The sequence below is a fragment of the Demequina sp. genome, from assembly GCF_049841215.1.
Lineage (GTDB): Bacteria > Actinomycetota > Actinomycetes > Actinomycetales > Demequinaceae > Demequina.
In genome coordinates this window covers 86,002-98,773 of the sequence record NZ_JASGEO010000005.1, presented here as the reverse complement: position 1 = coordinate 98,773, position 12,772 = coordinate 86,002, and the positions used below count along the sequence as shown (strand labels likewise).

Sequence of the window (12,772 nt, the reverse complement as noted above, 5' to 3'; positions counted from 1 at the left end):
CGCGCTAGCTGGGTACGCCGTGCGCGAGCTCCCTGAAGACGTCGTCCGCCTCCGCCATTATCGCGAGCGGAGCCGCCTGCCCAATCCATAGCGACAACAGATCCGCTTGGTCCCTACGCGCCGCTTCCGCCCTGAACTTCCCCGTGAGCCAGTTCTGGGCGGGGAAAGGCAGTATCGGCTCGTCCTCGAGCACCGACATTGCCCGGTTGCGCAGGCCGCGCGCAAGGCGCCCGCTCATCGCGGTCGTCAGCACCGAGTCGTGGGCGGCGGCGCCCAGTATCGCCCTGCGATACGAGGCGCAGATCGCCGATTGGCGCGTGCGCAAGAACGCGGTGCCAACCACCACTCCCTCCGCGCCAAGCGCGAACGCGGCCGCAACACCCCTGCGGTCCGCTATCCCTCCCGCGGCCAGAACGGGCACGCGAACGGCGTCCACTACCTGCGGTACCAGTGCAAACGTACCCACCAGGGCGTCCTCCGGATCGTGCAAGAACGAGACCCTGTGCCCTGCCGCCTCCGCACCACTGGCCACGATCGCGTCCACTCCAGCCGCCTCAAGAGCAACAGCCTCTGGAACGGTCGTGGCAGTGGCGATTACGGCGGCGCCAGCGGCGTGAGCCGCTTCGACCACGTGCAGCGCTGGCGCCCCGTAGACGAGGCTCAGCACCGCTGGCCTTCCCTCAAGGGCCGCCTCGAGTTGCTCCTCGAATGGCGGCAGAAACCGCGCAGGAACGCTGAGTTCAGCGCCCATTTCGTCAAGCAGTCGCCCCACGCCATGGCCGGGTTCCAAGTCAACGTCACCAGGGAGCGCCTCATCGCCGGTTGGCAGCCACAGATTGAGGGCAATTGCGCCTTGGGTGCGTGCACGGAGCGCCGCGGTGACCTCACGTATCCGCTCGCGGTCATAGCCATAGAGGCCGTATGAACCGAGGCCGCCGGAGTCGGCGACTACCCCCGCAAGTTCGACGCTCGATGCACCCCCAAAGGGGCCGAGCACGATCGGCACGTCAGTTCGCATCAGGCGCGTCAGCCGCGTCATGGTCCTCCTCGTCACGAATGGGCTTGCTGCACCGCCAACAGGCGCGAGCGGAAATGTCGTTGATGGCGCCGCACTCGCACACCTCGGACAGCCAGCACGCGTCGCTACCTGGCATGTCTCACGCTGCGCTCGCGGTTCGCCTGAGGGAGACCGTGCAGAGCGTCGGCGTCACAAAGGGCCGGAGGTCCACCGCCCACACCCTTTCCCCGTCCGCCCTGTCCGCAAGCCGCTGGGTGAGGCCAAGGTGCATTGCGCACACCACGCCTGGTGCCTCGCGAGCCTCGTCCCTGAACGGGCAATCGTGCAGTTCCAGGCCCTCAGGGGTCACGCGCGGCGAGAAGCCCCGCTCCGCCAGCTCTCTTTCGATGACCAGTGGCGCGTCTCCCGCCAAGGGGCCCACAGCGTCGGCCCACCGAGCGCCTGCCGCGACGGCTCCCGCGCTGCCCTCCCCGCGTTCTACGAGGCCCACAAGGGCCGCAAGCATTTCATCGCGCGCGCCAATCTTGTCGACGATCGTGTACTCAAACTGGGGCCGGCCCCTGCGCCCCGCGGTCGCTGTTCGCCCGCGTACCGCGGCACCCGCCGCCACGAGCTTGTCGAGGTGATAGCGGACCGTGGTGACGTGCAGGCCCATGCTGAACGCTAGCTCCTGGGCGGTCGCGGGCGCGCCGCGTCTGCGCAATGCCTCAGCGACCGATTCCTGCATAGGATTGACCGTAACATCTTCCGGTTTAATCGACAGGACGCCGATGCCTCATCAAGTGATTCGCCCGTCGGTGCTCTACGTGGGCACACCCGTCATGCTGCTCGGCAGCGTCAACCCCAACGGCACCGCCAACCTTGCCCCGGCCTCGTCGTACTGGGCGTTGGGCCAGATGCTCGTCATTGGGCTCGAGGCAGGCGGGCAGACCATCGCCAACGTGAGCGAGCGCGGAGAGATCACCGTCAACTTCCCCGGCCCAGAGCTGTGGGAGGCGATCGAACGTATCGCCGACACGACCGGCGCACACCCGGTGCCCAAAGCCAAGATGGCGCGCTACCGCCACGTTGCAGACAAGTTCGCGCTTGCGGGTCTCACCGCGGAGCCGGCAGACCTCGTAGCACCGCCGCTCGTGCGCGAGTGCAAACTGCAGCTTGAAGCAAAGGTCCTCCGCATCACCGACGGCCTCGAGGACTACCACCTCGTGGAGGCGGAGGTGGTACGGGTTCATGCGGATCCGGCAATCGTGGCGCCAGGCACGCAGCACATCGACCCTCGCGCATGGGAGCCGACAATCTACAGCTTTCGGCACTACTTCGGCATTGGCCAGGAGCATGGGCACCGCCCAACGAGCGACACCGCGGGCGAGAACGCGCTGGTCAGGGAATGACCGCGCGCGAGTAGCGTTGTGGCTGATATGACGACTCTCGCTGACTTTCACGCCGACTCGCTTGCAGGCAAGGATCAAGACCTCGCGCAATACCTTGGCAAGGTGGTGCTCGTCGTGAATACCGCCAGCAAGTGCGGCCTCGCGCCGCAGTTTGAGGGCCTCCAGGACCTCTACACGAAGTACGAAGGCGACGGCCTCGTCGTGCTTGGCTTTCCGTGCGGCCAGTTTGCCGGCCAAGAGCACGACACCGCGGACGAGATCGGCGAATTCTGCCAAGCCAACTACGGCGTCAGCTTCCCGATGTTCGCCAAGATCGACGTCAACGGCAAGCACGCGCACCCGCTGTACAAGTGGCTCAAGAGCGAGAAGAAGGACCCCCTTGGCAAGGCGATCAAGTGGAACTTCACCAAATTCCTCGTTGGTCGCGACGGAGCGGTGATCGAGCGCTACGCCCCCACCCACGAGCCCGCCGACATCGCCGCGGACATCGAGAAGGCGCTCGCGTCCTAGCGTCCGTTAGGGCACCTGCTTCCGGGTGATCACCAGCGGCTCGCTCGCATCGCCAAAGGCAAGGAACGTCCACACCGCGGCCCCGCCATCAGCGAATACCTCCACGACGTAGGAATCGACGCATATTGTCACCCGCTGCTCGCCGCGTGGCAGCGGACGGGTCGTTGAGCGCGCCGACCCCGTCACCTCATGCGCCGCCCGCACCACGGTGATTGACCCGTCGCCAATCGTCACCACCACCGCCCCGCCAAGCACGTCCACGCGCACCACTTCGTTGGTGCCAGCACAGATCTCCGTGCACAGGCCCGACGCTGCGACAAGTTCGGCGGGAAGAGCTTGGGTAAGCACGGGGCCAGCTGGCGACGTGCGCAGGCCGAGCTCTCGCGGGAGGGTCATAACGCCGCGCCACGGCGCCGTAGGCACCGTCGCCGCGTATTGCCAATTGGCCGCCCACGCGAGCGCGATCGCCCTGTCCCCAGGGACGTCACCGAACGTGACCCCCGCGTAGAAATCCGCTCCAAGGTCAACCGAATCCCAGCGTCGGGCATCGTCAGGCGCGAAGGTGCGGCCATCAAACATGCCAACGAGGTAGACCATCCGCGAGCCGATGCCATCGGGAACGCGAGGATTGGCGCTCAGCAGCAGAACCCACCGCACCGTTCCGTCCTCAAGGTGCAGGCGCGCGAAGGCGGGGCACTCCCAGATGAGATTCTCGGGACCCGAAGGCCCGAAGGTGCTGAGGTGCTCCCACTGCACCAGATCGCTCGAGGAGTAGATGAGCACCTGCCGCTCTTCTGCGAGCACCGCAAGCATGACCCAGCGGTCCTTGTGCCAAAACACGTGCGGGTCGCGGAACTCGGTGGATTGGCGGTCCAGCACGGGGTTGCCTGGGAAGCGGGTCCACGTCACGCCACCGTCATTCGACGTTGCAAGGGCCTGGGCTTGATTTCCGTCCCACGTGTTGGCGGTGTACACCGCAACCAGCCGCCCATCGCCAGGGTTCACCACGGATCCAGAGAAGGCGTTCTCCCCCTCAATCCAGGGAATCGCCACCGGGAGTTCTTCCCACGTCAGCAAGTCGCCGGACACTGCGTGCCCCCAACTCATGTGGTCCCAGTCAATGCCTTCCGGATTGTGCTGGAAGAAGACGTGGAAGCGACCGTCGACCCAAATGAGCCCGTTGGGGTCATTCATCCAGTGCCGCGCGGGAGTGAAGTGGAAGCGCGGGCGAGCGACCTCGTGATCCATGCGAGCTCCTAACTCCCAGCATTCTCCCAGGGACTTCCCCGCGGCGCGGGCAAGGGGCGCCGCGCTGGCGTCATCGCGCCCTCCGTAGACTTGTCCGAATGCGCGATGAGCAAGGAATCGACCCCAACGACCTCGAGGTGACGTTGCGGGTGCTCTCGTCGCTACGTGACCTTGGCGAGGACCACCCTGACTTCGTGACGGTGCGCAACGCCACGGCGCACATAATCAAGGCGGTCAAGCAGCAGCGGCGCAGCGATCGCCGCGCCGCCATCTTTGAGGCGGACAAGGCGATGGTCGAGGCGACGGCAACGGGCGCCCCGGACCGCATTGACGATGAGACGCGCGGGCTCACTCTCACCGCCCAAGCCGCGGTGCCAACCGTTGGCACGTTCGCCAAGGCGCGTCCCTGCTACATCTGCAAGCGCAAGTACACGGTTGTCGATGCGTTTTATCACCAGCTGTGCCCGGACTGTGCCGCCATGAGCCATGCCAAGCGCACCGCTCGTGCTGACCTGTCGGGAAAGCGCGCCCTGCTCACCGGTGGGCGCGCCAAGATCGGCATGCACATTGCGCTGCGGCTCTTGAGGGACGGCGCCTACACCACGATCACCACACGCTTCCCACGGGATGCGGTGCGCCGCTTCAGCGCCATGGATGACGCGGGCGACTGGCTGCACCGCTTGCGCGTGGTTGGCATCGATCTGCGAGATCCGTCGCAAGTGGTGGCACTCGCCGAGTCGGTGGCCGCAGACGGTCCGCTCGACATCCTCATCAACAACGCGGCGCAGACGGTGCGACGCTCCCCCGGCGCGTATTCGCCACTCGCGGACGCCGAACTGGTGCCGCTCGAGGCGGGGCTGTGGCCCGACGGCCGCGGACCGGAGCTGCTGACTCTTGGCCGCACCCATGACCTCCACCCCCACAGCCTCGAGGAGGCCGTCACCGTCCACCCCCTCTTGGCTTCGGCGAATGCGCAGCGCCTCACCGCGCTTGCTCTCTCACCCGGTTCCTCGTCGCTCGCCAAGCTGGCCGACGGCACGGCCATCGATGCCGGCGGCCTTATCCCTGACCTGCACCACACCAACTCCTGGGTCCACGCCGTTGGTGACGTGGACCCGCTTGAGTTGCTCGAGGTGCAGCTGTGCAACAGCACCGCGCCCTTCATTCTCGTCAACGCTCTGCGACCGCAGTTGGCGACGGCCGCCAGGGGCGCACGCGGCGGCCGCAGCTACGTCGTCAACGTGTCCGCGATGGAAGGCGTGTTCAACCGCGGATACAAGGGACCCGGGCACCCGCACACGAACATGGCCAAGGCCGCCGTCAACATGCTCACCCGCACAAGCGCCCGCGAACTGTTTGAGGAGGACCGGATCCTCATGACGTCCGTGGACACCGGCTGGATCACCGATGAGCGCCCCCACCCCACCAAAGTGCGGCTCGCCGAGGAGGGCTTCCACGCCCCACTGGATCTCGTGGACGGAGCAGCGCGTGTTTACGACCCCGTGGTGCGGGGAGAGGCGGGCGAAGACCTATTCGGCGTGTTCCTCAAGGACTACAAGCCGTCGGCCTGGTGAGCTGCGTTAGGCGTCTTCGCTCGACACGGAGTGGGACCAGAGCTCGGAGCCATCGGGGTTGAGGTAGACGAACATAGCTTGCTGGGTTGGCGTCACGCCCTGAGCCTCCATAGCGGGGAACACCACGCTCTGGCACGTGCTGTCGACGGTGTCCACCTGGCTCTCGAGCGCCTCCGCGGCCGCCTCAGGGTCCAACGCCTCCTTGAACGTGTAGGTGAACACAACCGTGTTGGGGTACTCCGGCTCCACTGAGTACGCGGAGTAGATGTCCCCGTACGCCTCCATGATCGTGTCCGCCTGCGCGGCCTCGAGCGCCACGTACGCGTCGAGAGCGGCGTTGGCATCGGGGTTCGCCTCAGCAGTGGTCTGCTCCGGGGTCGCCGAGGGCGCCACAGGCGTGGCCTGCGGAAGCGTTGTGTCTTCTTCAACGGGAGACGTGGAGGGTCCGCTCGAACACGCGGACAACGCCAACACGGCGCCAAGCGCGATTGCCATTCCTGCACCCCGCGCGGTCTTCGTCAGAGTCATGTGAGTCCCCTCATCGTCGTGATGTGCCTGAATGCCTGTCCACACGATAGCCGGGTCCCGCGTTGCCCCTGACCATGAGCCAGACTGGGCGCCATGCGTCTGTGGTCACTCCACCCAAGTCAACTGGACAGAGCCGCGCTCGTTGCGTGTTGGCGAGAGGCGCTGCTCGCGCAAGCAGTTCTTGCGGGAAGGACGCGCGGCTACACGCGGCATCCTCAGCTGGACCGCTTTCGTGCCGGTGACGACTCCGCAGCACTCATCGGGAAGTACCTCACCGCTCTCGCTACGGAGGCCGATGCACGGGGCTATCGCTTTGACCGTGGCCGTATCGACGTCCCTGGGGAGCCTGCGGGAGACCTGACCGTAACGTCGGGCCAAGTGGCACACGAATGGGCGCACCTTGCTGCCAAGCTTGCCGTGCGCTCCCCTGACGATGCCCGACGCTTGGCGGGCTCAGCGCCCCAACCTCACCCCCTCTTCACGGTGGTTGAGGGAGGGGTTGAAACGTGGGAGCGCGCGTAGCGGTGACGATTTCTGTGTAGTGCATCACACGGGGTGTGTTTTGGTAAAGACTTCACCATGACGCAGGTAGGTTGATCAATTATGAGCAAAGGCGCCATGATTGCCGGGCTTCGCCTCGGAGCAGCACTTGCCATCGTCACGTGCCTGGGCTTTCAAGCCTGGGCGGATCTCACGTATGGCACCTTCACGTGGGCCCAACTTCCGGTGTACTTCACTCCCATTGCCGCCGTCGCAGCTATCGCAGCGCTCGTCGCGTCCGCCTGTGCCGGCGAAACAGAGCCCCGCTGGGTTGCGCTCCTCAGAGTCAATGCCGCCACCTACGCCGTGATCACGGGCGTGGTCTATTGGGCGGTGCTCCCCCACTACGGTCAACCAACGTTCCCGTGGGCGAACGCGATGATCCACGGCGGCACCGGCGTGATTCTCGTCGCCGATTGGGTGCTCGTGGGAAAGCGCGAGCGGCTCCCGTGGCACACGCTGTGGACGGTGTTCGCGGTGCCGGCGGTGTGGCTTGGCTACATCGCCGCAACGGAACGCATTGGGGGCCGGATCCCCTACGAGTTCCTTGACCCGTCGCGTGGAGCTGGACGGCTCACCGCCACGGTCGCCATGCTGATCGTGGCCGGTGTGGGCGTGGTGAGCGTCCTCAGACTGTGCACCGGACTGCGCGTGCTGCCGAGCGCTCACGAGCACGCAGTGGCCTCTGACTAGGGTCCAAGCGCGCAATACTGAAGTACCTGGCCGACGCTGTGGTTGGCTGCAATGAAAGGCTTGCCGTGCGCGCACTCGTGAAGCAGTCTGCTGGTCCCGGACTGGAGTTCGTGGACGTCCCCGAGCCTCCTGCCGGAGACACGGACGTCACCATTCGGGTGCTGCGAACCGGCATCTGCGGCACCGACCTGCACATTGACGGTTGGGATCCTTGGGCCGCGTCCACGCTGGTACCGCCCATCATTCCCGGTCACGAGTTCTCTGGCGAGGTTGTGGCTATTGGCAGCGCGGTGCGGGACGTGCACGTGGGCGCGATCGTCTCCGGCGAGGGCCACATCGTGTGCGGCACGTGCCGCAACTGCCGCGCGGGACGCAGGCACATGTGCAATCGGACGTCTGGCCTCGGCGTCAACCGCAACGGCGCCTTTGCCGAGTACGTTGTGCTTCCCGAATCAAACGTGTGGGTGCACCACGATCCCATCGACCTGGACCTCGCGGCGATCTTTGACCCGCTTGGCAACGCCGTCCACACGGCTCTCAAGTTTCCGCTCGTTGGGGAGGACGTGCTGATCACGGGCGCCGGTCCCATTGGGCTGATGGCGGCCGCGGTTGCGCGGCACGTGGGCGCCCGGTTTGTGGTGGTCACCGACGTCTCGGCGCCGCGGCTCGAACTCGCTCGCCGGGTTGGCGCGGACCTCGCGATAGACGTCTCCGTGCAGCGCGTTGCCGACGCCCAACGCGAACTGGGTATGCGCGAAGGCTTCGATGTTGGCCTCGAGATGTGCGGGCAACCATCGGCACTGCCGGAGATGATCGACAACCTCACCCACGGTGGCCGTGTGGCCATGCTTGGCCTGCCCACCGCCCCCATTGAGGTGGACTGGGCCAAGGTGGTCACCCACATGCTCACGATCACGGGCATCTATGGCCGCGAGATGTTCGAGACGTGGAACGCGATGAGCGCGATGCTGCAAACGAGCGCAGAACTGCGCTCCGCGCTCGATGCCGTCATCACGGACCGCTTCCCTGCTCGCGAGTGGCGTGACGCCTTTGACACGGCGCGCACCGCACAGGCGGGAAAGGTCGTGCTCGACTGGACCCAGCCCCTCACCTGACGACGTCCCGAAGGGAACACCATGTACGGAGCAATGCAAGAGCATCTCGCCGCAACTCTCGAGGACATTCGCGAGGCAGGCACGCTCAAAGGTGAGCGGCCGCTCGCGGGCGCCCAGTCCGCGCTTGTCAGCACGGGCGGAGCGGAGGTGCTGAACTTCTGCGCCAACAACTACTTGGGGCTTGCCAACGACCCACGCCTGATCGCGGCGGCACAGAGCGCGATGGACGACTGGGGGTTTGGACTCGCGAGTGTGCGGTTCATATGCGGAACTCAAGAGCTGCACGTGCGCCTTGAGCGCGCCGTGTCAGCGTTTCTTGGCACGGAGGACACGATTCTGTTCTCGTCGTGCTTCGACGCCAACGGGGGCGTGTTTGAGGCGCTCTTTGGCGCAGATGACGCGATCATCTCGGACGAGCTCAACCACGCCTCGCTCATCGACGGCATTCGGCTCTCAAAGGCACAGCGGTATCGCTATCGCAACCGTGACCTCGGCGACCTCGAAGCGCAACTGCAGGCAGCGTCGGGCGCCCGCCACCGCGTCATCGTCACCGACGGCGTGTTCTCGATGGACGGATACTTTGCGCCGCTCGAAGGTATCTGCGATCTCGCGGAGCGGTACGACGCGCTTGTGCTCGTGGACGACTCGCACGCCGTGGGTTTCATCGGAGAACATGGCCGCGGCACGCCCGAACTGTGTGGCGTTGAGCGGCGCGTGGACATCTACACGGGCACGTTTGGCAAGGCGCTTGGGGGCGCCTCGGGCGGCTACGTGTCGGGCCACGCCGAGATCATCGCGCTCTTGCGCCAGCGCGCTCGTCCCTACCTGTTCTCCAACACCGTGGCGCCCGCCGTCGTTGCTGGCACGCTCGCGGCGCTCGACCTCGTCGCCGGTAGCGGCGAGCTGCGCGAGCAACTCGAGGCGAACGCCCAGCTGTTCCGCAGGCTCATGACGGAAGCGGGCTTTGACCTGCTCGACGGTGAGCACGCGATCGTGCCGGTGATGTTCGGCGACGCGGCACTCGCCGCCCGCATCGCCGAGCGCATGCTTGAGCTCGGCGTCTACGTGGTGGCGTTCTCCTACCCCGTGGTGCCGATGGGCAAGGCGCGCATTCGCGTGCAACTTTCCGCAGCCCACACGGAGGAGGAGATTCGCGCGTGCGTTGCCGCGTTCACGGCTGCGCGCGACGCCGAGGCCGCCTAGCGGCGCGCGCCGAACAGCGCGTAGAGGAACGGCACTGCGGAGGCCGCCATGAACGTGATGCCGAGAGGGTGGTTGCTGTCATAGATGACGGCGCCGGCAACAAGTAGCCCCACAAACAGCAACGCGCCAACTGCCCGCTTGGCTATGCGTTCAATCCGCACCACGGCCGCCTCGACCTTGGGAACGGACACGGGAAGCGTGCCGTCCTCGAGTCGGGAGATGACGGAGTCCACGCGGCTCGGAAGCCCCCAGGCGATCTGTGCAACGTCAACGGCTTGCTTCACAAAGTCCATGACAAGGTTGCCGCTCTCGCTCTTGAGCAGCTGCTGAGCGTACGGCTCAACGGAGTCCCACAGGTTGTAGGACGGATCGAGCGAACTGCACAGGCCAGAGGTCAACGAGGCGGCGCGCCCGATGAGCAGGAAGTTCTCTGGCAGCTGGAACGGCTGCGAGAGCAACAGATCCCCGAACTCGTCGGCGAAGTGCACGAACTCCTTGGGATCCACATCCCGCAGTTCGGCGAAGCCCATCCCTCCAAACCTGGCGAAGAGCTTGGTCATCATGACTTCGAGCTCGTGGACGTCCGCGCCGGGCAGCAGCACCTCTGCGTCCCGCATCGCGGCAACGATTCCCTTGCCATCGCGGGCGGCGGCGGAGACGAGCAGCTTCCGCAGGTTCGCCCGCAGCGTGGCGGGCACCTCACCCATCATCCCGAAGTCGACGAAGACGAGAGACCAGGGCGGTCCGTCCGCTCCGAGAGGGCCGGGCGACACAAAGATGTTCCCTGGATGCGGGTCGGCGTGGAAGAAGCCATGGATGAAGAACTGGTCGAACATCACCTCGGCGAAGCGATTCGCGACATCAGCGGGGCTGATACCAGCGGCGCGGAGCGCATCGGTATCACTGACCTTGATCGCGGTCACGTCCTCAAGTGTCAACACCCGGCGCGTGGTGCGTTCCCACGCAACGCGTGGCACCGTAACCGTGGGGTCGTCGGCGAAGAGCGATGCGAAGCGCTCCGCACTTTGGCCCTCGTGGAGATAGTCGATCTCCTCGAGGCTTGTGGTGGCGAACTCTTCAATGAGCGCGGGAACGTCGGCCCGCTTTGACACCGCCTTGAGGCGCGAAATCCAACGGGCAATCCTGCGCAGCGCGGCGAGATCAACATCAACGATGGCGTCGATGCCGGGCCGCTGCACCTTGACCACTGCCGCCTCAAACCCGGCCTCCACAGCGTCGGCCGTACTGAGCCGCACCCGGTATACCTGGCCGAGCGACGCGGCCGCCACCGGCGCGGTGTCCACCTCCGCGTATACCCGCTCGAACGACAACCCAAGTTCCGTCTGAACCAGGGCCTTAATGTCCGCGAACGGAACCGCCGGAACCTCGTCCTGAAGCCCCTCGAGCTCCTTGGTGATCTCTTCGGGAAGCACGTCGAGGCGAGAGCTCATGTATTGGCCCACCTTGATCATGAGGCCACCAAGCTCCACCGCAAGCACCCGGAAGCGGCGCGCGAACTCGACCATGCGGTCGCCGCGATTGCGCTCAGAGACTCTGCGAAGCCCCACGCGCGGCAACACGATGTCGAACCACCAGGTAACGGCGATGTGCCACGCCGCGAACCGCAGAATGCGCCGGTAGCGCGCGCGACCGGTCACTGTGCGGGGCATGACGTCTCCTGAACCCCAACGGTCATGCCGGGCCTCGGCTAGGACTGCGCCAGAATCGAGTAAATCTTACGGCGGGTCTCGTCGAGCAGGTCTTTGGCCTGCTGCTTCTGCTCAGGGGTGCCGGAACGGTTGATCTGCGCCACGGCCTGCGCAAGTTCCATGCCGGCCTTGGGAAGCAGGCTCGCGGGAGCGGCCTGCTCCGCCTCTTCCTTGGCCCAAGGTGTTTCCGCAGCGGCCTCCTTGGCCAGCTCCGCGCCCGCTTCGGTGAGCGAGTACGTCTTGCGGTCTTGCGACATCTCTGCGGTCACGAGGCCCTCGTCGGCGAGCAGTTGGAGCGTGGGGTAAACCGAGCCCGCGCTTGGCTTCCAGCGGCCATCGGTGCGTTCTTCGATCTCACGGATGAGTTGATAGCCGTGCATGGGTTGCTCCGCGAGCAGAGCGAGGATCGCGGTGCGCACGTCTCCCCTGCTCACGCGCGTACTCACCTTGCCCTCGAAGGCGGTGCGCAGTTGGCTCATTGCGTCCATCATCGTTTCCGCCGCGAGCTTGGTGTAGTTGCCCGCCTGCTCGGGGATTGATTGCGTGTTCATGGCGTACCTCTTCTCACCGACAGTCGAACGATAGTGAACGACATATCGCTATCGTGGCACCGACAGGTGAGAAGCGCAAGCCCGACGCTATGGCTGGCCGCTAATCGGCCCCACCTTTTCGATATAGCACCTTCCGCACAGGGACTCGTAGCTGGCCTGCTGGCCATCGATCGCCACCTGGGCGCCGTGGCTGACGAACTCTCCGTCAACGATGCGCGCATTGAAGATGGCCTTGGAACCGCACCGGCAGATGGTCTTGAGTTCCTCAATCGAGTGGGCAATCTCCATGAGCCTGCGCGATCCGGGGAAAGACACGGTCATGAAGTCGCCGCGCAGGCCGTAGCAGAGCACCGGGATGCCCGTGGTGACGGCCAGGGTGAACGCCTCATCGGCCTGGGCGGGAGTGAGGAACTGCGCCTCGTCGACGAACACCGCGTCGATGTCCTCCAAGGGCGCTACCTGCTTCAATCGCTCCACGAGCGAGTCCTCCGCGCCAAGCAGCACGTCCACCTCTCGCGTGATGCCGATACGAGACGACACCGCCTTTCCGGCCTTCGTGTCGACGCCGGGCTTCACGAGCACCGGGCGCTGGTCACGCTCCTCGTAGTTGTAGGCGGCGGTCAGCAGCAAGGCCGACTTCGACGAGTTCATCGCCCCATAACGGAAGTACAGCTTCGCCATTCCTCAATCTT

14 protein-coding genes are annotated in these 12,772 nt (G+C 65.6%); 7 read left to right on the top strand and 7 right to left on the bottom strand.

Annotated features, from left to right (window positions below; all coding sequences use genetic code 11):
* Positions 1-4 precede the first annotated feature (4 nt).
* Together QM618_RS01325 and QM618_RS01320 are read right to left on the bottom strand one after the other, a co-directional pair.
* On the bottom strand, positions 5-1,039 hold the full coding sequence (locus QM618_RS01325) for an NAD(P)H-dependent flavin oxidoreductase (RefSeq protein ID WP_428093786.1): 1,035 nt from the start codon (positions 1,037-1,039) through the stop codon (positions 5-7).
* A gap of 118 nt (positions 1,040-1,157) precedes the next feature.
* The gene (locus QM618_RS01320) at positions 1,158-1,745 is read right to left on the bottom strand and encodes a helix-turn-helix domain-containing protein (RefSeq protein WP_428093783.1); all 588 of its coding nucleotides are present in this window, start codon (positions 1,743-1,745) and stop codon (positions 1,158-1,160) included.
* Between the two features lie 43 nt (positions 1,746-1,788).
* On the opposite strand from QM618_RS01320, the gene QM618_RS01315 reads away from it, so the two are divergent.
* Positions 1,789-2,409: a flavin reductase family protein gene (locus tag QM618_RS01315; RefSeq protein ID WP_428093780.1), complete on the top strand. Its 621-nt coding sequence runs from the start codon at positions 1,789-1,791 to the stop codon at positions 2,407-2,409.
* A 27-nt stretch (positions 2,410-2,436) separates the two neighbouring features.
* Positions 2,437-2,919 (top strand): glutathione peroxidase, encoded by a 483-nt coding sequence (locus QM618_RS01310; RefSeq protein WP_428093777.1) that lies wholly within the window; start codon positions 2,437-2,439, stop codon positions 2,917-2,919.
* Between the two features lie 6 nt (positions 2,920-2,925).
* Here QM618_RS01310 and QM618_RS01305 read toward each other — a convergent pair whose 3' ends face one another.
* On the bottom strand, positions 2,926-4,167 hold the full coding sequence (locus QM618_RS01305) for a glycoside hydrolase family 32 protein (RefSeq protein WP_428093774.1): 1,242 nt from the start codon (positions 4,165-4,167) through the stop codon (positions 2,926-2,928).
* Positions 4,168-4,265: 98 nt separating this feature from the next.
* Here QM618_RS01305 and QM618_RS01300 point away from each other — a divergent pair, with 98 nt between their 5' ends.
* The gene (locus tag QM618_RS01300; protein WP_428093771.1) at positions 4,266-5,741 is read left to right on the top strand and encodes an SDR family NAD(P)-dependent oxidoreductase; all 1,476 of its coding nucleotides are present in this window, start codon (positions 4,266-4,268) and stop codon (positions 5,739-5,741) included.
* 6 nt (positions 5,742-5,747) lie between these two features.
* On the opposite strand, the gene QM618_RS01295 is transcribed toward QM618_RS01300, so the two are convergent.
* Positions 5,748-6,269, bottom strand: a complete 522-nt coding sequence (locus QM618_RS01295) for a DUF4854 domain-containing protein (protein WP_428093768.1) — start codon at positions 6,267-6,269, stop codon at positions 5,748-5,750.
* A gap of 93 nt (positions 6,270-6,362) precedes the next feature.
* Between QM618_RS01295 and QM618_RS01290 the strand changes: the two genes are divergently transcribed.
* The 4 genes from QM618_RS01290 (at position 6,363) to QM618_RS01275 (ending at position 9,820) form a co-directional block, all read left to right on the top strand.
* Complete coding sequence (locus QM618_RS01290) at positions 6,363-6,791, top strand: pyrimidine dimer DNA glycosylase/endonuclease V (protein WP_428093765.1); 429 nt, start codon at positions 6,363-6,365, stop codon at positions 6,789-6,791.
* An 81-nt stretch (positions 6,792-6,872) separates the two neighbouring features.
* Positions 6,873-7,502 (top strand): Pr6Pr family membrane protein, encoded by a 630-nt coding sequence (locus QM618_RS01285; protein WP_428093762.1) that lies wholly within the window; start codon positions 6,873-6,875, stop codon positions 7,500-7,502.
* Positions 7,503-7,567: 65 nt separating this feature from the next.
* The gene (gene tdh / locus QM618_RS01280; protein WP_428093759.1) at positions 7,568-8,617 is read left to right on the top strand and encodes an L-threonine 3-dehydrogenase; all 1,050 of its coding nucleotides are present in this window, start codon (positions 7,568-7,570) and stop codon (positions 8,615-8,617) included.
* 21 nt (positions 8,618-8,638) lie between these two features.
* Positions 8,639-9,820: a glycine C-acetyltransferase gene (locus QM618_RS01275; RefSeq protein WP_428093756.1), complete on the top strand. Its 1,182-nt coding sequence runs from the start codon at positions 8,639-8,641 to the stop codon at positions 9,818-9,820.
* Here QM618_RS01275 and QM618_RS01270 read toward each other — a convergent pair.
* From QM618_RS01270 to QM618_RS01260, 3 genes are all read right to left on the bottom strand, one after another.
* A complete protein-coding gene (locus QM618_RS01270) occupies positions 9,817-11,490 on the bottom strand; it encodes an ABC1 kinase family protein (RefSeq protein WP_428093753.1) in 1,674 nt (557 codons plus the stop codon). The two genes, QM618_RS01275 and QM618_RS01270, sit on opposite strands and share 4 nt — an antisense overlap.
* Before the next feature lie 38 nt (positions 11,491-11,528).
* Positions 11,529-12,080 (bottom strand): PadR family transcriptional regulator, encoded by a 552-nt coding sequence (locus QM618_RS01265; protein ID WP_428093750.1) that lies wholly within the window; start codon positions 12,078-12,080, stop codon positions 11,529-11,531.
* Between the two features lie 87 nt (positions 12,081-12,167).
* Positions 12,168-12,761, bottom strand: a complete 594-nt coding sequence (locus tag QM618_RS01260) for a thymidine kinase (protein ID WP_428093745.1) — start codon at positions 12,759-12,761, stop codon at positions 12,168-12,170.
* Positions 12,762-12,772 lie beyond the last annotated feature (11 nt).